Consider the following 20,191-nt stretch of genomic DNA (forward strand, 5'->3'; position numbering starts at 1 on the left):
CTGAACCAAGTAAGGGAAGAAGCATCATGAGCACACCCACAATGCGCGCCATCAGCCAGGACCGGTTCGGAGGCCCCGAGGTTCTGCGGCTCGTGACGGTGCCCCGTCCCGAGCCGCTGCCCACCGAGGTGCTGGTGCGGGTTGTCGCCGCTGGGGTCAATCCGGTCGACTACAAGACCCGCGAAGGCGGCGGCATGGCCGGTGTCCTGGGCGACCCCCCGTTCGTGCTCGGCTGGGACGTCTCCGGCGTCGTGGAAAAGGTCGGCTTCGGCGTTCACACACTCAACGTCGGCGACGAGGTGTACGGCATGCCGTGGTTCCCGCGCCCGGCCAACGCCTACGCAGAGTATGTGACCGCGCCCGCCCGGCAGTTCGCCCGCAAGCCGGCCACCATCAGCCACGACCAGGCCGCCGCCGTTCCGCTGGCGGCGCTCACCGCGTGGCAGACCCTAGTCGACGCCGCCCATGTCGAGGCGGGCCAGCGGGTGCTCATCCACGCCGCAGCCGGCGGCGTCGGCCACTTCGCCGTCCAGTTCGCCCACCACCTGGGCGCCCACGTGATCGGAACCGCCAGCTACGCCAAGCACGATTGGCTGCGCAAGCTCGGCGCCGACGAGCTCGTCGACTACAGTGCGGCGCGCTTCGAGGACGCAATCAGCGACGTCGACGTCGTCATCGACCTCGTCGGCGACGACCACGACCACACCAGCACCCGCTCGCTGGACACCCTGCGCCCCGGCGGCCTACTGGTCGCCGTCCCCTCCGGCGTCTCCACCGAACTGCTGGACCACGCCGAGGCACGCGGCCTGCGGGCCAACGCATACCTCGTCGAGCCGGACGGGCACGCACTGGGCCAGATCGCGGAGCTCATCGACGCCGGCGCCGTCTCTGTCGAGATCGAGGAGGTCTTCCCCCTGGAGAGGGCCGACGACGCCCACCGCCGCGGCGAATCGGGACGCACCCGCGGCAAGCTCGTCCTGCACATCGCCGACTGACTCCTACCACCCACCACGGAAAGCGCCGCCCCGGTTGGGCTTCGGGAAGGTGGCACATGCGCACCCACGAGGTGCGCTCGACAAGGGGCGCGCGTTCCGTGGCCGTCGGTCGTCCAAGGCGGGCTGAGCCCGTCGGCGCGGGCGATGGTCCCACCCCAGCCCCCAGGACCGGCGCGTGAAGGCCGGCATCACTCGGAGGCGGCCAACCCGGTCGCCGTACCGGGTCAGCTGCGGCGACGGAACAGGGCGCGGCGAGGCTTGCCCGGCTCCTGGTCGTGGTCGTCCTCCGGCTTGGGGATACGGCGGCCTGGACGCCGGCGGCTTCGGCGGCAGCTTCCCTGCCGGCGAGGTAGTGGTCGTAGCAGTTGTGGCACATGGACGGGATTGCCGACCTCCCAGGCGTACCCGGGTGTGGTGGTCTCCTCCCATCGCTGGTCGGTGAACTTCTCACTACACCGCGTGCACACCGGCCGCTGCGCCTCCCGCTCAGCGGCCCGCCGCTGCTCCTCTTCCGCTTGGGCCTGCGTGGCCGGGCGGCGGTAGAGGGCGTCGCCGTCGGGGTTGTCGAGCGCGGCCGTCAGCGTCTGCTCGTCCTCGCGCCCCAGGAGGCGGGCGCCGGGGTCGGTCGACGCCGGCGGCCACGACGGTCTCGGCCAGCCACGCGTTGTCCCGCTCGATGCGCGCTTCCAGCACCCTCTCCGCGAGGCCGTCTCTGGAGGCGCCCTCCCGGGGCCGCACGGCGGGCCTCTGACGGCGCGATCTTTGAAGTCCCCACTCGCCCTTAGCCCCAGTCGATTGCGGGCTCAGCGAAGAGGCACATCCCCACAACCAGGCCAACTGTGGCATGCATCACATCGATCTCATGTCACGGACCGGCTCGCTGCCTCCATCCACTGGTCGTCAACAGCGAGTGCAGGAAGGCAAAGCGATGAACGCACGGCACGAAACCGGCACGGCGACCACCACCCACCGCGTTCTGATCCTGGGCGCGGGTTACGCGGGCATGTCCGCGGCCATACAGCTCGCGCGCCGGGTCAAGCGGCGCGACGACGTGCAGGTGACCCTGGTGAACGCACAGGAGCGGTTCACCGAGCGGCTGCGGCTGCACATGACGGCGACCGGGCAGCAGCTCGCCGAGCTGAGCATTCCGGAGCTGCTGGAGGGGACGGGCGCACGGTTCGTGCGTGGCTGGGTGACGGCGGTGGATGCGGACGCACGGACGGTGCGGATCGACGACGACCGGGTCCTGCACTACGACACGCTGGTGTTCGGCTTGGGCAGCATGGCCGATACCACTGCGGTGCCGGGCGTCGACGACCACGCGTACACCCTCAACGGTCCCAAAGACGCCGAGGTGCTGGCCGACCGGCTGGCGCTGCTCGGCAACGGCACGGTGGTGGTCGCCGGCAGCGGGCTGACCGGCGTCGAGTCGGCCGCGGAGATCGCCGAGCGGCACCCGGAGCTGAACGTCGTACTGCTGGGCCGGGACGAACCCGGTGCGGCCATGAACCCGAAGGCCAGGACGTATCTGCAGTCGGCGCTCGACCGCCTCGGCGTCCAGGTGCGCAGCGGCGTCGAGGTGGTGAAGGCGCTGCCCGGGTCGGTAGAACTGGCGGGCGGGGAGAGCCTCGCCGCCGATGTCGTCCTGTGGACGAGCGGTACGCGGGTGCCGCAGCTGGCAGCAGCCGCCGGACTGGCCGTCGACGAGCACGGCCGTATCGTCACCGACACCGTGCTGCGTTCGGTGTCGCACCCCGACGTGTACGCCATCGGTGACGCCGCGGCGATCCGCCAGGGTTACGGCGTCATGCACGGCACCTGCCAGGGCGGGATGCCGACCGGGGTGCACGCCGCGCTGTCGATCATCCGCACACTGAAGGGCAAGCAGTCCAAGCCGTTCCGCTTCGGCTACTACCACACGCCGGTGAGCCTGGGCCGGCACGACGCGGTCGTGCAGTTCACCCGCCCCGACGACAGCCCGCGACGCATTCATCTGACCGGTCGGATGGCGGTCCGGTATAAGGAAACGGTGACCGCCTCGCCCTGGCCGACCTTCGGCCGTATGAAGAAGATGCCCGCCTCGGGCGCGTTCTGGCCGCACGGCGGCCGCTTCACCCGCGTCGCCGACGGTGCCCAGTGAGCACCGGCCAGCAAGTCTTTCACGAGCACCGCAGACTGCTGTTCTCGGTCGCCTACCGCGTCCTCGGCTCCGCGGCCGACGCCGAAGACGCGGTGCAGGACGCCTGGATCAAATGGTCGTCCACCGACCGCTCTCAAATCACCCAGCCCAAGGCCTACTTGACGCGGATCGTGTCCAATCTGGCACTGGAACACCTGCGTTCCGCCCGCCACAAGCGCGAGACCTACGTCGGCCCGTGGCTACCCGAACCCATCCTCACCAGCGGCGACACCACCGACACGGTCACGGACGCCGAGTCGGTATCGATGGCGATGCTCGTGGTACTGGAGACGCTGAGCCCGCTGGAGCGCGCAGTCTTCGTACTGAAGGAAGTCTTCGGCTTCAGCCACGCCGAGATCGCGAAGATGGTGGAACGGTCCGAGGCGGCGGTACGACAGGCCGCACACCGCGCGCGTGAGCACGTACGGGCCCGGAGGCCCCGCTTTGCCGCCGACCGCTCTCAGCAGCGCAAAGTAACCGAGCGATTCTTCGCCGCAACTACCGGTGGTGACATCAACACCCTGATGGAGCTGTTGTCGCCCGACGTCACCCTGTGGACCGACGGCGGCGGCAAGGTCCGTCAAGCGCTCAAGCCGGTCGTGGGAGCGCAGACGGTGGCCTCGTGGTTCGCGGCCATCAGCACGGTCACCTACCAGGGCGTCCAGCCCGCCGACATGCGCGCCGAGCTCGTCGAGATCAACGGCGGCCCAGGCATGGTGTTCAGCGCCCCGGACCGGGTGATCGCCACCGTCACCTTCGACTTCGACGCCGACGGCCGTATCACCGCCATCCACAACGTCGCCAACCCCGACAAACTCCACGCCATCACCAACCGCACCACCCACGACGTCGCGACGCGGTGAGCTTTGGGCGGGAACTACCGCTCGGCACCGAGGTGCAGCCGGCAGGTCTCCCTAGCCTCCGTCCTCACAAACGCGGCAGTGACGTCGCCGCGGGCCGCCGCGCCCCGGGCCCTGAACCAGGGGGTTCATGTTTCCGTGGCACTCTCGTGCATCCTCTGGCTCAGCTACGTGGTGAAGCGCTTGGCCGCCGGTACTTTCCATAGTCGTAGCCGCCGCCGGCCAGCAGGACGTCCGGCCGTCGGCACGGCCCGCCGACCCGTCCCGCTACCGCCGGGATCTTGTCCAGCGGAGGCAGGAGCTGGGTGACGTCGTTGCGGTTCCTGCCGGTCAGTGACACCGCGAGCGGGGAACTCCTGGAAGGCAAAGGCCTCCTGGGGGATCCTGCGACGGGTCATGAGCGCGCGGGGCAGATGGCCGGGCCGCGAACGGTGATGTGCCGTGCCGGTGCAGGGCGCCCGCTGGGTGCGGGCCATACCGGCCGCGGCTGGGCACGGCCGCTGTCGGCCCCGGGGTGGAGTCAGATGGCGAGTACGAGCGCCACGGCGGTGGCCGCAAAGAATGGGATAAGAACGACGGCGGCCAGGGCATTCCCCCGTGTCTCGGGGTTGGCGTAGTCGCCCACCTGAATGTGGTATCCCACTGCACCGATCATCATGAGGGCCATGCCGATGGCGGCCGCGATGCCCAGGGGCTGCCAGAAGAGTCCCACGATCAGGCCTACCGTGGCGGAGACCTCGGCCAGTCCAATGAAGCGGACGAGGCCGGCACTCAGCCCCATGTGCGACTGCAACCCGGCGGAGACGTCGCCCTTGAGGACCGTCTTGGGCGCACCCGCAGCCAGGGTCACGAGGGCCAGGAGCACGCTGAGGACGGCAGCGGTGACGTACATGAGGTAGTTCCTTTCTTGCGGCCACGCCGGGATGGCGTGGTCCTGATAGTGCTTGACCTGTCAAGGAGTAATTGGAAGGACATTGGGTGCGTCGCCGACCAAGCAGACGAGCTATTCCTGCTCGCGGCCCCGCGGAAGAAGGTCCGCGAGCTCGAGGAGGAACCCGAGGTCCTGCGGAGGGCGGCGAAGCACTTCGTCGGGGAGACGCGCTGATAGATCGCTCCCAGTTCGTCGCTGATCACCAGCACCGCCTCAGCGTGAACCGGCCGTGCAGCGTTCTGGGCATCGCCCGCTTCAGCTTCTCCCCTGGCGCCACGTGCGGCCCGCCGGCGACCCGACGCGGAAATGAGCGCGAAGCCGGCCACTTCCTGACGTTCACCAGCGTCGCTGGAAGCCTCATCTGCTACCGCAGGGGCCTTGTGGTCGGAACGTCGGGGCGCGCGGGCCGCCGCCGGAGCGGGCGCCCAGCCCGACCTCAAGCGGCCCGGTTGACCGCTTCGGCCTTGCAGTCCGGAATGTGCGAGCTGCGGGTAGCGCTACCAGGCGCTCGCGCCGCCGTCGACCGCATAGTTGGCGCCTGTGATGTATGCCGCCCGGTCAGAAGCGAGGAAGGCCGCCAATTCGACGATCTCCTCGGGCTGGGCGAAGCGCTTGAGGAGCGTCTTGCGGGTGATCGCGTCCCGGGTCGCCTGGTTGTCGCCGAGATCGCGGTCGCTGGCCGGGGTCAGGACGGGCCCGGGGCTGATCGCCACCGCACGGATCCCATGGGGCGCGCCTTCGAGCGCGAGCTGTCGCGTCATGCCGATGACGCCGGCGTTCGCCGCAGTGTGCCCGACCATCGGGGGGTTCTCGCCGGCGATCATGCCGGCCATGGACGCGACGTTGATGATGACGCCGCCACCGCGCCGGGCCAGGTGCGGCCATGCGAACTTCGACACGAAGAAGGGTATGTCGAGTTCGCCGGCCACGGTCGCCCGCCAGTCGTCGACAGAGAAATCGGGCATCGAGCCGAAGCGCAGCGAGGCCGCGTTGTTGTAGACCACATCGAGCCCGCCATAGGCCGCCACGGCGCCTTCGACGAGCCGCTGCGCCTGTTGCGGGTCGGTGAGGTCGATCGGCGCGATGCCCGTCATCTCACCGCCCGCGCGACGGACGAGTTCGACAGTCTCCTCGTTGGCATCGACCTGGATGTCGCACCCGACGACCTTTGCGCCTTCTCTCGCAAAAATCAGCGAGGCGACACGGCCCATACCTCCTCCGGTGCCAGTGATCAGCACTACTTTCTGTTCGAGCGTTCCCATGGAAATTCTCCTATCAGTGCATTCTCCGGTGGCTCTGTCATTGCGTCCGCGGGTGGTTCTCCGGGCGCATCCTGTGTGCGGTGTGCCCGGAGGACCAGTCGACCACCGAGGCCGAGGCCAGAGCCTCCCGCCAAGGCCCCGAGTGAGTCGCCGGGCAGCACTACTCGAGGCTGGGGGTCTCGCCACGGAGCTCGTCCAGGAACACACCGAAGTTCCCTTCCGACCAGTGCTCGACGGACTGTCCCTTCACCACGCGGTCGATGGAGATGCCACTGAGGTGGACCTCCCGGCCAGACGCAGGGATCCCGAAGATCGTCCCTGTGTGAACGCCTCCGAAGCTCCAACGCGTGACGACCTTGTCGCCTTCGACGATCTGGTCCAGCACAGTCATCTTGAATCCGTTGAGCCCAGCCTTGATCTCGAGGTCTCCCTTGATCCAGTCCTCGCGGCTCTCGGGGCCGTTGAACCCGTGGAGCACCAGGTCCTTCGAGATGTACCGATCGAAGGCAGCGGCCAGGTCCCCGTTGTAGCTGTTGTAGTACGCCGAGGTGACCTGCAACGGCGACAGGTGGTGGTGCTGCGAGGACGAGTGTCCGGACGCCGCACCGTGCGATCCCTGACCCTGCGCCGCGGCCGGGACGGCTGCAGCGACCAGGGTGGCGGCGACGGCAAGGCCGGTCATGGCGCCGTTCACCCTCTTGCGCCGTACAGGCGCGGAGGCCGGGGTGAGGGCGGCCGCGGCCTCGCGGGCCTTCTTGGAGATCATGGGGCAACTCCTGTCGAACGCGGTCGGTGACTTCCGACCGGCATTTCCTTGACTCGTCAAGCATGCATCCGAGCCTGACAAGCGTCAAGCGCTTCATGATCGGTTGCGCGCAGCCACCTGCACCCGTTTCCGGCATGACAGACTTCGGGTTCGTGACAAGTCGCCGAGCGGCAGCCCGTGTGGCGGCGAGCGAAGACCCTGGGTGTCCGGATCGGCTCACCAGTCCATGCGCCGGTACCGGCAGAGGCGGCGAGCTCGACAGAGAGCGCAAACGATCAAGATCAGGGCGACTGAGGCCGAACGGAGCGACGCCGGAGTGACCGACGGAACACAGGCAGAGGCGGGGACCTTGCCGGCGCGCGGGAAGTACGCCCCCGTGCAACTGGACGAGAGAGAGATTCTTCGGCGGGGTCTCGACACCTTCGCCGAACTCGGTTATGCCGCAACCACGGTGAGGGAGCTGGCGCGGCGGCTCGACGCCAGTCACAACTTCATCAACGATCGTTACGGGTCGAAGGAGAACTTCTGGCGCGCTGCGGTGGACTTCGCACTGCGGGACGCCCAGCCCGCGCTCAACCAGTTGCTGGCGGAGTGCCACGACGATGACGAACGGCTGAGGAAGGTAGTCGTTCAGCTCTATCGTCTGGCCGCGAATGCCTCGGGTTTGAATCGGTTGATGTCGGATGAGTCAACTCGCGACTCCAGCCGCTTGGACTATCTCCACCAACGGTTCGTCAAGCCGTTCTGGGACAGCATCGAGCCGACTGTCAACAGTCTCATGGCGGCCGGACGCATTCCACGTGTGCCGGCGCACATCCTGTACTTCGCCGTCACCGGTCCCGCGCTGGCCCTGGCACAGGACCCGATCGCCGACCGGTTGAACCCCGCGGCCTCACCGACGGCGGAGCAGGACAGAAGCAGCATGGCCGACGCGCTCTCCGGTCTTGTCCTTCACGGCCTGCTGCCGCCCCCGGGCCAGTGACGGAGCCCGCGGCAGGGCAAAGACCGACACCCGCGACGCACCGGTGATCGCCGACCGGGCCCGCGGGCGTCACGCGTAGTGGCGCAGTTCGGGCCACATCTCACCCCAGGCGCGGCGAGGGCCTGTGCAGACGTAGACGTGGCCGCCCCATTCGACGTTGTGCACGCCGTCGGGGTTGGAGAGGGTAGCGGCCACGCGGACGTGTCCGAAGTACCGGCGCAGGTAGGCGGCATACCCGGGGGCGTGGTCGGGGCCGGGGGCGATGGCCACCACGGTCGTGGCGTGCGGATTGCCGGGGCCCCACCACCAGTCGGTGTTGTGGGCGCTCACGGCCGTGGGCAGCCCGGTACCGCGGCCGAGTTCGTTGATGGCGCCGACCTCGCCGTAGTCCGCCGCGAAGATCACTGCGTTCGCGCGCTGTTCGGGCGGGAGCCCGGTCCATACCTGCCGCACGGTGCCCACCAGTTGGGGCCAGCCCAGGGATTCCCCAGAATTGGCGCTGATGCCGTACGTCCAGGCCGCGCTGGAAGGCGGCAGTACCGGTAGCACGATCACGGCGAGCAGCGCCGCCGAGGCGGCGGTTCCGATCATCAGGCTGCGCAGCCGGTCCGGGCGGGAGTGCAGCCACCCGTCGAGTCCCACCGCCCCGGCCGCCAGCAGACACACGTACAGGCCGCCCAGGTAGTACACCTGCGCTCCGGTCGTCACGGCGAACAGCACGAACAGCACGGCGTACGCGGTCACCAGGCACCGCCACAGCGGCCGGCCGGACCGCCACAGGAACCGCAGGCCCGCCACCCACAGCACCGTCATCGCCAGACAGGACATCCCGAGCTGCCCCACGATCCAGGTGAGGATGTTCCCCGCGCCTCCGTTCTCCCCGTTCAGCGCCCGCGTCATCGCGAACATGGCCCAGCCGTGCCGCGCCTGCCACCACAGGTCGGGCAGCACGAGCACCACGGCTATCGCAGCGCCCGCAAGCAGGCGGCGATCAGCTACGGTCCCGCGGGCCGGGCCGAGCAGCGCGGCGGCCAGCAGGACGATCCCAAAAATGGCCGCGAGGTGGTTGAATTCCGCGCCGAGGCCGACCAGCGCGCCCGCAGCGAGCCACCACCGCGTGTCGCCCGTGCGGCCGATCCGCACGACCACGAACGCGATCGCCGCCCACGCCAGCACTTCGTACGACGTCGTGTTGGCGACGTGCGCGCCGCCCAGCAGCACGGGCATGGTGCCGGTCGCGACCGCCGCGAGCAACTGCGCCCGCCGCGCGCCACCGAACTCCCGCGCGGTCAGCCCGCCCACGATCACCGTGCCCGCCGCCGCCAACGCAGGCCACAGTCGCAGGCCGGCCTCCGAGACCCCGAACAACGACAGCGAGAGCCGGGCCAGCACCGGCGCCAGTACCGGCTGGTCCACATAACTCGCCTGGAGATGCCGGGCGCAGTCGAGGAAGTACAGCTCGTCGATGTGGAAGCCGTAGCGCGGGGACAGCGCCATCAGCAGGGCGAAGACCGCCCCCGCGACGGCGAACACCCGCCGGTCCAGCGGTACGATCCGCCCGCCGGCCTCCCCGACCTCGCCAGCACGCCCCACGTCCACCATCCCCCGGTCCTCGGCCCCTCGGTCGCACCGTCCGCGCGACCGAAGTGGCCCGGCACGCACGGCCCTTGGGCCGCTCGTACCTTACGCACCCGGCCGCGCACGGTGAAGAGCCCCCGACCGGCACTTCCGGTCGCGGGCCCGCGAGGCCGAGCAACAGCGCGGCCCGGGCCCTGCGAATGCTGCATCACGGTCCGGATGCCCGGACGGCCGCTTCCTGAGGCCTGGATGATCATCCGCTTCGCCATCCGGGACCAGATCACCGGCGTCGCCGGCTGACCCACCACGGCGTGAACACTGACCCGAAGCCCGACCTCCGCCACTCCCAACGCGCCGTCACGGACCTGCGCACCCGACAAGTGGCAACGACCCGACGCAGCATGTCGTCTGCGCTACCGCGCACCTCGGTCGGCCGTGCCGCGGAGGGGGACGATCAGCGGGAGGCGAGGGGCGTTTCGGACTCGACGCGGGTGAGCTTTTCGGGGTTGCGGACGTAGTAGAGGCCGGCGACGCGGGCGTTCTCCACTCGGAAGGCCAGCACGCCGTCGATCACACCGTCCAGGCGCAGGATGAGTCCGGGGTTGCCGTTGACCGTCGTGGGCTCACTGACGAGGGTGCCGCCTGCCTTGTCGAGACTGCCGGCCATGTAACGGAGCACCTTGTCGGCGCCGACGACCGGCCGCAGGGCCGCCAGCCTGAGGCCGCCGCCGTCGCTGACGAAAACAACGTCCGGGGCGAGTACGTCGAGCAGCCCCTGCAGGTCCCCGGTCACGAGCGCGGACTGGAACGAATTCAACGCTGCCCGGGCTTCTTCCGGGGAAACCGGTGTGCGCGGCCGACGGGCGTCGACGTGCCGGCGGGCGCGGTAGGCGATCTGGCGTGTGGCGGCGGGGCTCTTGTCGACCGCGGCCGCGATGTCGTCGTAACCGATGTCGAAGACCTCGCGCAGCACGAAAACGGCGCGTTCGGTCGGTGAGAGGGTTTCGAGGATGAACATGAGTGCCAGTGACAGGTTCTCGGACAGCTCGATGTCCTCGGCCACGTCCGGCGCGGTGAGCAAAGGCTCGGGCAGCCAGGGGCCGACGTAGGCCTCCTTGCGCCGTTTGAGGGTGCGTAGCCGATTGAGTGCTTGCCGGGTCGTGATCCGTACCAGGTAGGCGCGCTGGTCCCGCACCTGAGCCAGATCGACCTTGACCCACCGCAGCCAGGCCTCCTGGAGGACGTCCTCGGCGTCCGCCGCCGATCCGAGCATCTCGTAGGCGACGGTGAACAGCAGGTCGCGGTGGGCGACGAAGGCCTCCGTCGCGGGGTCGGTGAAGTGGTCGTTCATGTCGTGCGCTTCACTCTCTCGTGATCGGCCCCATGGGCCGGAAGCAGGCCGTGGAACATGTACCCGGTCTGATGACGGAGTTGTCGGCAGCAGCCCCTCACTGATCAGGCCGTGTGGGGCGGGCTGGTGGGGATGTCCCCCCGGCACCCGGCCACGGCGTACGAGGCGTTGTGTGTTTGTCGCTCCGGCTCGGTCCTCCTTGGCGGCTAGGCCGCGCGTCGGGTGCTGGACGGCGTCGTGCGGTGTTCCGACTGAGACGATTCCGGGCGGTCGGTGCTGTCGCCGTGGGATGCGCGGGAACTGGCCTTGCGTGCCCCGGACACCAACTTGTTGAGGGTGAACTGGCAGGCGATCTCCTTGACGCCGGCACCTGGCCGCCCGCTGATGTGGAGTGCGTTCACCCTGTCGTTCAGGTAGGAGAACTGGGTGACGCCCTCGTTTCGTCCGAGGCTGAGGCACTGCCCGGCGAACCACATCCGGACGGGAGCGGGTGTTTTCCCCGCGATCCGGCGCAGGATCGTGGCGGCGGCTGCCGGGCCCAGCTGCACGGCGGCCTGGCAGCTCATGCGGAACGGCCGGCCCGTCATCACCGCCGCGTCCCCGGCGGCGACGATGCGCACGTCGTCCACACTGGTCAGCGTCACGTCGGTGAGCAGGCGGCCCTCGGTGTCGGTGCGCAGCCCGCTGCGGGCGGCCAGGTCCGGGACACGGAATCCCGCGGTCCAGATGGTCACAGCGCTGGGCAGGTCGCGGCCGTCGTCGAGCTGTACGCCGTCGCGGGTCACTTCCGTCACCCGCGCACGGGGACCTTCGAGGACGGTCACACCCAGCTTGGTGAGCCGGCGGGCGACCGGGCGGCGGCCCCGGGCATGCAGGGAGGGGCCGATCACGTCGCCGCAGACCAGGGTGACCCTGCGACCCTGTTCGGCCAGCTCGACGGCGGTCTCCAGGCCGGTCGGGCCCGCCCCGACCACGGTCACCGGAGCGGACGCGGGCGTCGCGGCAAGCGCCGACCGCAGCCGTTCCGCCCCCTCGAGATCCGACACCGAATGGGCGAACTCCGCCGCTCCGGGCACGCCGGGATCCGAGGCGCCGCTGCCCACGGCATAGACGAGGTAGTCGTATGAGACCGTGCCGCCGCCCGCCAGCGACACCCGGCGCTCGGCAGCGTCGATCCGGGTCGCGGTGTCGACCACCAGCCGGACGTTCCCGCCCAGAACCTCACCGAAGCCCTCGACCGCGTCATCGGAGCCGGTCACGAGCTGGTGCAGGCGGATCCGCTCGACGAAGTTGGGGCGCGGATTGACCAGGGTCACCGACACGTCCTCGTGCCGAGCCAGGCTGTTGGCCGCCGTCACGCCCCCGTACCCGCCGCCGACGACGACCACCTCGACGTTCCCGTTCATCATGTCTCCCTCGTGTTGTGGACTCGGCATGGAGACACCAGCCGCCCGTCCGGTATAACGGTCCGCGGATGAGACATAGCGCACATCGGACTCGGCGGAAACGTCGGCACGGGCGGTGTCGCCGTGCCGGGTCAAACTTGAACTGTCCACATGAAGTCGGAGATCGGGGTCGGCATCATTCGGCTGCTGACCTTCTACCTGCTGCCGCGCATCAAGCGGATCAACAAGGTCAAGCTGCACCGGTCGGCGGCCGGTGAGGCGGACGCCTACCCCCGCCTCACGCCGGCACTGACTCGCCCGATCCGCTGGGAATTCATCGCCCAGCAGTACGACCATGGGGTCCTTGGTGTTCTCCCCCGCGCAGCGGGCCAACCTCGGGCGCGACCAGCGTCAGCTCGGCAAAGTCGGCATCGCCCTACCGGATGACGTCCTCCGCGCCGCCCAGGATCCCCAACTCGGCGCGGGTGGGCAGTCCTTCCCAGTCGCCGGGCACTGTGCAGGCGAAACACCCGAGGTCACGGCGCTATCCAGGCGTACGATCGGTGGCGCGTCGGCCAGTAGTTCGGAGGCGACGCGTTCTGAGACCACACCAGAGAATCTCTGACTCAGGTCACTAATAGGGCTTGGTCAGCTTCACTCGTGGGTGGCGTGTCTGCTTGTTGGTGAGTGTCGTTGAGGTGGTGTGACACCTGAAGAGATGGCCGGGGTCCGGGAGGACCTGGAGGCATTCACGACGGAGATGTTCGACGGGTTCTTCCGTGCGGATCAGCGGCGGTGGGGGCAGGTGTATGTGCGTGGGCTGCTGCTGGAGGGTCGGCGCAAGTCGGTGGAGCCGATGGCGGCGCGTCTGGGCGAGGACGGCAACCGGCAGGCGCTGGCCCACTTCGTGACTACCAGCCCGTGGGATCCAGCGCATGTGCGGGCCCGGCTGGCCTGGAAGATGCAGGATGTGATCGGCGCGGAGGCGCTGATCGTCGATGACACCGGCTTTTTGAAGGACGGGGACGCCTCGGCGTGTGTGTCCCGGCAGTACACCGGCACCGCGGGCAAGGTCACCAATTGTCAGGTCGGGGTGTCGTTGCACCTGGCCCGCGATCATGCCTCGGCCGCGGTGAACTGGCGGCTGTTCCTGCCCGCTTCCTGGGATCCGGGCTCGCCGGAGGCGGATGCGGACAAGGTCGCCCGCCGGGGCCGCTGCGGCATTCCCTCCCAGGCGGGGCATGTGGAGAAGTGGCAGCTGGCCCTGGACATGATCGATGAGACCCGCTCGTGGGGCATCGACCTCCCCTTGGTCGTCGCGGACGCCGGATACGGTGATGCCGCCGCCTTCCGTCTGGGCTTGGAGGAACGCAACCTGCCTTATGCGGTGGGCATTTCTTCCCGCCACACCGCCCATCGGGCCGGCGCCCGGCCTGTCCAGCCTGCCTATGCGGGCACCGGCCGGCCACCGAAGATGCAGTATCCCGAGCCTGCACAGACCATGAAAAATTTGGTCATCGCGGCCGGCCGGGCTGCTGCGAGACCGGTGTCCTGGCGGGAAGGATCCCGGCCAGGCCAGGGCCAAAGCGGCTTCAAGCGCATGCACTCACGCTTCGTCGCTCTGCGCGTCCGACCGGCCGGACGCGGTGCCCGCACAGCCGGCGACGGTCCAGAACTACCAGAGCGCTGGCTGCTGGCCGAATGGCCCGCCACCGAGCCCGAGCCGGTGCAGTTCTGGCTCTCGAACCTGCCTTCCGGGATGCCGCTGGCCACACTGGTGCGGCTGGCCAAACTACGCTGGCGCATCGAGCACGACTACCGCGAGATGAAACAGGCCCTGGGACTTGCCCACTTCGAAGGCCGCACCTGGAACGGCTGGCATCACCACGTCACCCTCGTCTCCGCAGCTCATGCCTTCTGCACCCTGCAACGACTGGCACACCACCCAAAAGACTCAGCGCAGGTCTGAGCCTCTACCAGGTCCTCCGCGAACTCCAGACACTCCTCGCCCTCTGGGTCGGCGCCTGCCCCACCTGCCACCGCAACATACCCACCCCCATACGAACCTGACCAAGCCCTACTAAGGGCTGTCCCGTAATCCCTGGCGGGCGCGCGACGACAGCTACGGCACCTCGCCGCGTTGTCGGAACGCCCGAATACGCCCAGTATGAGGACGCCCCTCCGCCTTGCGATGCACCGCATCTGACGCCGCCCGCTGATCCACCAGGGATTACGGGACAGCCCTTAGCGGGTCAGCGTCTCGAAGCCGACATCTCCGCAGTACTGCACGACGCGCCCCTCCGCCTCGGAGTCACTGTTGTTCATCGCCGCCACCGTCGCCTCCGCCAAGGTGCGGCCTCCGCCGACGGGCTCATCACGCAGCGGTCGCATTGCGAGGAAGGCGTCCTGAGCGACCGCCCCGACCTCGTCGTACCCTGACGACTCCGGAGTGTCCGTGGCCGCCGCGTTCCGCGCTTTCTGCCACGCCCCCAGCTGCGTGCAGTAGTTCTCCCGCTGCGCGGTCAGCCGCTCCTCGTCCTTGCCCTCGGACGAGGAACACCCCGCCGCCACCGCCACCAGGGCGAGGACCGGGACTACCGCCTTAAGCACGCGCACCACGTTGCCCCCCGGCTGAAACTGCGTCCGCCCGCCCCTGCCACCCTCAACTCCCGCAGCAGAATACCCGCGCCGGATACCTTGCCCCCACTCGCTCCCCCATTGAGCCGACCCGAGGCCGCCGACAACACATCAAACCCGGGCGTAGCCACCACCCGAAGAGACCTATCGGCACCTGGCTGAGGCGCCCACACATCCGCGGCCAAAATCAAGAAGAAGTGTTCGGCTACAAAGGTCCAAATGGCTGCGCGGCATCGAGTACATGGCGCAGGACTACCGCGGATTCTGGGAGGAACGCGGCGACCACAACATCGCCGACCCCGGGGCCGGCCAACGCCACTCGCGGCCCGGTCATCGGTGGGACCCGGGCGGCCAAGTCTCTTCAGCCACAAGCGGCAACACCTCACCAGCCCCTCCCGGAATCCCCAGGCGACGGGACCCTACGAATGGCCCAATCCACCCGCCTAGAAGGTAGGACACCTCATGCGGCTAAGCCATCAAAGGGAGAACGGTCCCCGGCGGAAATCGGGTACTCGATGCGGACACAGCCTGGGAGGCTGTGCGGGTGACTGAGACGACCCCCTATGACGCCGACCGTGCCCGATTCACCCGCCAGGCGCTGGCACGCCTGGTCCTCTGCGACCACGCCGTGGACGTAGCCGATAGCGCAAGGGGCCTGGTCGCCACCGAGAACGACCCTGACGCCGGTCCCGGGGGTCGGATCAGCCAAGCGTTCCAGCTCATCGAACTCACGGAGCGTGCTCTGGTATCGGCCGTGATCTACGAACGCGAGCGAGGGAGCTCCTGGGCGGAGATCTCCCAGTACCTGGGAATCGGTCCAGCGGAAGCGGAAGAGCGTTTTGCTGCCAACTTGGACGGCTGGAACACGGCCTTCGACGTCCCGTACCGGCTCGACGACACCGGCCGCAAGCGCATACCCCAGCTGCCCACGGCAGCGTACGACCCCGCATGGGCCTGCGACCACCTCGACCGCTGGGCCTACCTCCAGCGCCTTGGGATCGATCAACACCAGGCCGTGAGTTCCGGACTGATCACGGCCGCGCCGGAGGACGAGTCCTCGTCCGTCACCCCGTAGCGGCGTTCACTGGAAAGGCGGTCACTTCGTCGAACGGCGGGTCTGAAGGCAGTGGCGGAGCTGTCCGAGCATGCGGTTGAACAGGTGTCGCAGAGTTTGGACCAGTCGCCTGCCTCGCGTCGTCGCCGCTAGTGGGCCTTCGCTCCCTTCGAGTGTGTGAGGGAGGCGAAGGCCCATAGGTAGCCGGCGCAGTTGGTCGGTGATCTTGGTCAAGAATCCGTCCACCATGGGCTTCGCTGAAATTTCAACTCAACTGCCAAGCTCACGCAGCAGTTTACGAACCGCCCGTCGGTGTGTGGATCGGCAACGCCATGGCGCGCCCGGGCCTACTGGGGAGTCGTGAAGCGGGCTCGCCACAGGTCCCGGAGCAACGCGATCTCGGCCATGTGGTGGATGAATTCGAGGCTGGCCCCCCACAGCACGGAAATGAACGGTTCCTCGGGGTCGGAGCCGTACGGGTACTGCGAGAGGCCGACCGTGTCTAGCTGGTCCTCGGTGAGGGCGCCGACGTCGGCGCGCCAGCGGTCGATCACCGGCCAGAAGCGCTCCAGGGTCAAGGCCGCCGAGGGGGAGAAGTCGATCATCTGCTTCGGGTCCTGCCGTCGTTCGCCGAAGGTCCACTCCCAATTGCCCGCGAACTCGTAGTGCAGGTGGCCCAGCCGCCACGCGATGGTCGTGACCGGCGTCTCGTCCGGCTCCGGCTCGCCGGTGTGGGCCAAGATCTGCTCGACCCGCTCGACGGTCACGCTCCAGTCCTCGGCGATCTTCTCCACCGACATGCCGCCGGCCGCCTGCCGGGCGACCTCCGCGTACTCGCTCGCCGGGATGTCCGCGGCGCCCAGGTCCAGCAACCACTCGCCTGGCCCGAACGCCCGCGGCGTCGTCGCCTCGGCGCGCCGCCGGAGCGACCAGCAGCCGGGCACCGGCTCCCACAGATACTCCTCGTCGCCGAGCCCCGCCAGCCGCACCCCAGCCATCTCCCTGGCCTTGTCGAACTGGTCGAGCAACAGGCCCAAACGGTCGGTCCGTACACCCTCGATCTCCATGAACAGCCCCCTTCGCGATCGTGTGTCGTACCCCACTGCGCTCCGGCGGAGGTTAACGACCCACCTCACAGGGCGCGACCGATTTACGTGCCCACGAAGCGGTGCAGGTGTGCCGCCGACACGCCTCCCCTCACCACAACTCCCAGGGGCGGGGCGGCTCCCGGCTGAAGGCAGGAGGAACGGGCGCCCCATGAGGCTGTGCACCCTGCGCCCACAAGTACGGCGCACCTGGACCGTGGAACTACCCCCGCAGCAGGGCGGAACCGCGCTCCATTGCGCCTTGTGCGCACTACGCGGTCACGCTCAGGCAGCGTCTGCGGCCCGGCCCACGGTCCTGGCGCACCTGACCCACCACGCGCGGCACGATGTGCTGCCCCCGCACCTGCGTACCTGCCAGTGCCATGAACGCGGATGCCGGTTGCGCCGGACCCGTCCTGCTCGTCCTCGCGCGTGAACGCGGGGGTCGTCTCTGGCATCTGGCCGACGTCTGCGGGTCGCCCATCTCGGCGACGCGCACGTGCGCGGTGCCCCCGGCGCCCTCGATCTCGGCCTCGCCTTTGGCCTTGGCCGGCTTGTCCGCGCTGTGGGCCACCGGGACGGGGATGCCGCCCTAGGCAGCCACCAGCAGCGCGGTGGCGCGTCCGATGCCCGAGGAAGCACCAGTGATGACGACGACTTTGTCGGTCAGTCGCAGATCCATGACGTTCTCCTTCGGGGGTGAGGTCAGTGGGGTGTCGGCCGGGTCAGCGTGAGGTCCCGGGCCCCGCGTCAGGAGAGCTGGTCGAGCAGGTCCTGACGGTGCGCGGCGGCCCACGAGGCGAAACGGATGGGTTCGCGGCCGAGCAGGTCCTCGACCGTGCTGGTGGTGACTGCGGAGTAGTCCATGCGGCCTTCGAAGGTCTGTCGCGCCCAGATCAGCGTGCTGGCCGCGTACGCGGCGTCCATGTTGGGAGGCGCGGTGTCCAGGCCGGCATCGATCATGCGCTGCAGATCGTCCGGGGTCATGACCAGCGCGGGGATCTCCCGCCCGACGGCGGTGGTGAGGACCTCGGCTACCTCGGTGCCGTTGAGGAGATCGGCGGACAGTTTGTAGACCTGGCCTGCGTGCGTCTCGGGGCCTTCGGCCAGGACCTTGGCCACGACCGCCGCGATGTCGTCGTTGGCGATCCAGCCGACCTGCTTGTCGCCCATCGGCCACACGAACTGGCCGTCGCGCAGCCGGTTGATGCCGAGCAGGTTCTCCATGAACACGTGCGGGTGCACATTCGCCCAGGCGATCTTGGAGCCGGCGATGTAGCGCTCCACCAGCTCGTGCCAGGCGAAGTGCGGGTCGGTGGAGCGCCCGTCGCTGAACACGCCCAGGTGCGCCAGGAAGCTCACGCCGGCGTCCTCGGCGGCGTCCACCAGCGACTTGGTCTGGTGGTTCATCGCCGAGGTGTAGCCGGTCATCACGAACAGCCGGTCGATGCCCTCGAGCGCGGCGGGGAAGGTGTCGGGGTCATCGAGATCGATACGGACCGCGTCCTTACCCTCCTTGATCCACTGGTCGACGGTGGCCTGGCTGCGCGACGTGCGCACCGGGACCACCTGGCCGGGGGTCTCCTCCAGGATCTTCGCGACCGCCGCTCCGGTGCGGCCGGTGGCCCCGAGAACCAGTACCCGCGGGGTGTCCGTCTTCTGCATCTGTCTCTCCTCCGAATCATACGAAAGCAATCACTTTCGCATGACGCGATAGTGGCTGCTGTCGTATGCTCTGTCAAGTCACCGTGAGACCGGAGGAAGATCGTGCGTACCTGGGCCGAGAACGACCCCAAAGCGCGCCTGATGGCGCGAAAGCGCGAGGCGATCATCAACGCCGCCCTCGCGGCCTTCCTCGAAGAGGGGTACGGCGGAAGCTCCGTCAACCGCATCGCCGCGAGCGCAGGCGTGTCCATCACGACCCTGTACCGGCACTTCGACAGCAAGGACGATCTCTTCGTCGCCGTCATCCAGGAGGCCTGCGACACCTCCGCGCAGACCGCAAACCCGCAATGGCTGAACCTGCCGCCTCTGGAAGGCCTGACGGAAGCGGGCTGCGAGCTTCTCCAGCACATCCTGTCCGAGCAGCAGTTGGCGCTGTTCAGGGTGGTGACCCGGGACGCGCAGCGCTTCCCCGAACTCGGCCGCCGCTACCAACAGGAGATTCTCGGCGACCGCGTAGCCCTGTTCACACGGCACCTGTCCCACTGGCCGGAAGATCTGCGTGCCAAGGTCAGCGACCCGACAAGGGCCGCGCACGTCTTCTCCGCCCTCGTCCAGGCGGAGATCGTCGACTCCGCCCTGCTCGGCGGACCGGTCCCCGACCCGACCGGCATCCGGATCCGCTCCCAGCAGGCCGCGAACGACCTGCTCGCCCTCGCTCAGGCCGGACGGCTGTGAGCCGACGCCGAAGTGACCACGCGCGCACGCATGCACCGCACACCAGCCGCGCCACGTCGCCTCGCAAGACCGCCTCGACTCGCCCGGTCCCCGCGCCTGGCCCCACAGCCATCCGCGGACAGCACGCTCGGCGCGCCGCCGACGAGCAAAGCCGAGTCAGCCGAGCCCGAACGCCGTGGGCACGCCCATCAACACCGCGAACCGAGCCAGGCCCACGGCGACCATCACCGGCCGGCCGTGCCGGCCTGCGGCGGCGGATGCGGGACCATCTGCGAGGCCTCTCGCCCCCGCCGGCCGCAAGAACGGCCGGCAACTGGCCGAGCTCGCCGGGCACCGTACCCCTGACGGCCTCCAGTGACCGCCGAACGGGGCGACCTGGAACACCGACGACGTCCTCCAGCCCTACGCAGCCGAACGCCTCGCCCACGATCGCGGGGTGCTCAGTGCTCGCCACCGACGACACCGGCTTCGTCAAGAAGAGCACCACCTCTGCCGGGGCCAGCCCCAGTGCTCCGGCACCGCCGGCCGCACCGAGAACTGCCAGTGGGGCATCTTTGTCGCATACCGTCATCCAAGAGCCGCACCCTGGTGCGCTGGGAACGGCATCTGCCCAGGTCCTGGCCGACCGCGAGCTCTGCCGGGCGGCGAAGGTCCCGACGAACGCGTCTTCGCCACCAACGAAAACCCGGCCAGGCGCCTGATACTGCACACCCGGCCTCAGACCTC

The 20,191-nt window shown here is 68.9% G+C and carries 17 protein-coding genes and 1 pseudogene; 8 read left to right on the forward strand and 10 right to left on the reverse strand.

Annotation, left to right across the window (positions count from 1 at the left end):
* Positions 1-26 precede the first annotated feature (26 nt).
* From OHB49_RS01070 to OHB49_RS01080, 3 genes are all read left to right on the forward strand, one after another.
* On the forward strand, positions 27-995 hold the full coding sequence (locus OHB49_RS01070; RefSeq protein WP_329157104.1) for an NADP-dependent oxidoreductase: 969 nt from the start codon (positions 27-29) through the stop codon (positions 993-995).
* Positions 996-1,923: 928 nt separating this feature from the next.
* Positions 1,924-3,135: an NAD(P)/FAD-dependent oxidoreductase gene (locus OHB49_RS01075; RefSeq protein ID WP_329157105.1), complete on the forward strand. Its 1,212-nt coding sequence runs from the start codon at positions 1,924-1,926 to the stop codon at positions 3,133-3,135.
* Entirely contained in the window at positions 3,132-4,037 is a 906-nt protein-coding gene (locus tag OHB49_RS01080; protein ID WP_329157106.1) for an RNA polymerase sigma-70 factor, read from the forward strand. The genes OHB49_RS01075 and OHB49_RS01080 overlap by 4 nt, the downstream gene beginning before the upstream one ends.
* A gap of 187 nt (positions 4,038-4,224) precedes the next feature.
* Here the strand turns inward: OHB49_RS01080 and OHB49_RS01085 are convergent.
* The 4 genes and pseudogenes from OHB49_RS01085 to OHB49_RS01100 all read right to left on the reverse strand — a co-directional run.
* Positions 4,225-4,386 (reverse strand): annotated as a pseudogene (locus OHB49_RS01085) (IS5/IS1182 family transposase); the annotation flags it as partial.
* A gap of 168 nt (positions 4,387-4,554) precedes the next feature.
* Positions 4,555-4,926: a DoxX family protein gene (locus OHB49_RS01090; RefSeq protein ID WP_329157107.1), complete on the reverse strand. Its 372-nt coding sequence runs from the start codon at positions 4,924-4,926 to the stop codon at positions 4,555-4,557.
* Positions 4,927-5,462: 536 nt separating this feature from the next.
* Positions 5,463-6,227: an SDR family NAD(P)-dependent oxidoreductase gene (locus OHB49_RS01095; protein WP_329157108.1), complete on the reverse strand. Its 765-nt coding sequence runs from the start codon at positions 6,225-6,227 to the stop codon at positions 5,463-5,465.
* A gap of 160 nt (positions 6,228-6,387) precedes the next feature.
* The gene (locus OHB49_RS01100; RefSeq protein WP_329157109.1) at positions 6,388-6,993 is read right to left on the reverse strand and encodes an ester cyclase; all 606 of its coding nucleotides are present in this window, start codon (positions 6,991-6,993) and stop codon (positions 6,388-6,390) included.
* Between the two features lie 316 nt (positions 6,994-7,309).
* Here OHB49_RS01100 and OHB49_RS01105 point away from each other — a divergent pair, with 316 nt between their 5' ends.
* Positions 7,310-7,975 carry a TetR/AcrR family transcriptional regulator gene (locus OHB49_RS01105; RefSeq protein ID WP_329157111.1) on the forward strand — a complete coding sequence of 222 codons (666 nt, stop codon included), beginning with the start codon at positions 7,310-7,312 and terminating at the stop codon, positions 7,973-7,975.
* 69 nt (positions 7,976-8,044) lie between these two features.
* Here OHB49_RS01105 and OHB49_RS01110 read toward each other — a convergent pair whose 3' ends face one another.
* The 3 genes from OHB49_RS01110 to OHB49_RS01120 form a co-directional block, all read right to left on the reverse strand.
* On the reverse strand, positions 8,045-9,577 hold the full coding sequence (locus OHB49_RS01110; RefSeq protein WP_329157113.1) for an ArnT family glycosyltransferase: 1,533 nt from the start codon (positions 9,575-9,577) through the stop codon (positions 8,045-8,047).
* 430 nt (positions 9,578-10,007) lie between these two features.
* The gene (locus OHB49_RS01115) at positions 10,008-10,904 is read right to left on the reverse strand and encodes an RNA polymerase sigma-70 factor (RefSeq protein ID WP_329157115.1); all 897 of its coding nucleotides are present in this window, start codon (positions 10,902-10,904) and stop codon (positions 10,008-10,010) included.
* A gap of 206 nt (positions 10,905-11,110) precedes the next feature.
* Positions 11,111-12,310 (reverse strand): NAD(P)/FAD-dependent oxidoreductase, encoded by a 1,200-nt coding sequence (locus OHB49_RS01120; protein WP_329157117.1) that lies wholly within the window; start codon positions 12,308-12,310, stop codon positions 11,111-11,113.
* Between the two features lie 150 nt (positions 12,311-12,460).
* Here OHB49_RS01120 and OHB49_RS45690 point away from each other — a divergent pair, with 150 nt between their 5' ends.
* Positions 12,461-12,736 (forward strand): Tn3 family transposase, encoded by a 276-nt coding sequence (locus OHB49_RS45690; RefSeq protein WP_443079469.1) that lies wholly within the window; start codon positions 12,461-12,463, stop codon positions 12,734-12,736.
* 271 nt (positions 12,737-13,007) lie between these two features.
* Positions 13,008-14,258, forward strand: a complete 1,251-nt coding sequence (locus tag OHB49_RS01130; RefSeq protein ID WP_329166300.1) for an IS701 family transposase — start codon at positions 13,008-13,010, stop codon at positions 14,256-14,258.
* A 275-nt stretch (positions 14,259-14,533) separates the two neighbouring features.
* Here OHB49_RS01130 and OHB49_RS01135 read toward each other — a convergent pair whose 3' ends face one another.
* Complete coding sequence (locus OHB49_RS01135) at positions 14,534-14,899, reverse strand: hypothetical protein (RefSeq protein WP_329157118.1); 366 nt, start codon at positions 14,897-14,899, stop codon at positions 14,534-14,536.
* 571 nt (positions 14,900-15,470) lie between these two features.
* Here OHB49_RS01135 and OHB49_RS01145 point away from each other — a divergent pair.
* Positions 15,471-16,001, forward strand: coding sequence for a hypothetical protein (locus OHB49_RS01145; RefSeq protein ID WP_329157120.1), 531 nt, complete (start codon positions 15,471-15,473; stop codon positions 15,999-16,001).
* A gap of 326 nt (positions 16,002-16,327) precedes the next feature.
* Here OHB49_RS01145 and OHB49_RS01150 read toward each other — a convergent pair whose 3' ends face one another.
* Together OHB49_RS01150 and OHB49_RS01155 are read right to left on the reverse strand one after the other, a co-directional pair.
* Positions 16,328-17,047: a DinB family protein gene (locus OHB49_RS01150; RefSeq protein WP_329157122.1), complete on the reverse strand. Its 720-nt coding sequence runs from the start codon at positions 17,045-17,047 to the stop codon at positions 16,328-16,330.
* 768 nt (positions 17,048-17,815) lie between these two features.
* Positions 17,816-18,730 (reverse strand): NmrA family NAD(P)-binding protein, encoded by a 915-nt coding sequence (locus OHB49_RS01155; protein ID WP_329157124.1) that lies wholly within the window; start codon positions 18,728-18,730, stop codon positions 17,816-17,818.
* Between the two features lie 102 nt (positions 18,731-18,832).
* Between OHB49_RS01155 and OHB49_RS01160 the strand changes: the two genes are divergently transcribed.
* The gene (locus OHB49_RS01160; protein WP_329157126.1) at positions 18,833-19,465 is read left to right on the forward strand and encodes a TetR/AcrR family transcriptional regulator; all 633 of its coding nucleotides are present in this window, start codon (positions 18,833-18,835) and stop codon (positions 19,463-19,465) included.
* Positions 19,466-20,191 lie beyond the last annotated feature (726 nt).

Origin of the sequence: Streptomyces sp. NBC_01717, assembly GCF_036248255.1 — a bacterium.
GTDB lineage: Bacteria > Actinomycetota > Actinomycetes > Streptomycetales > Streptomycetaceae > Streptomyces.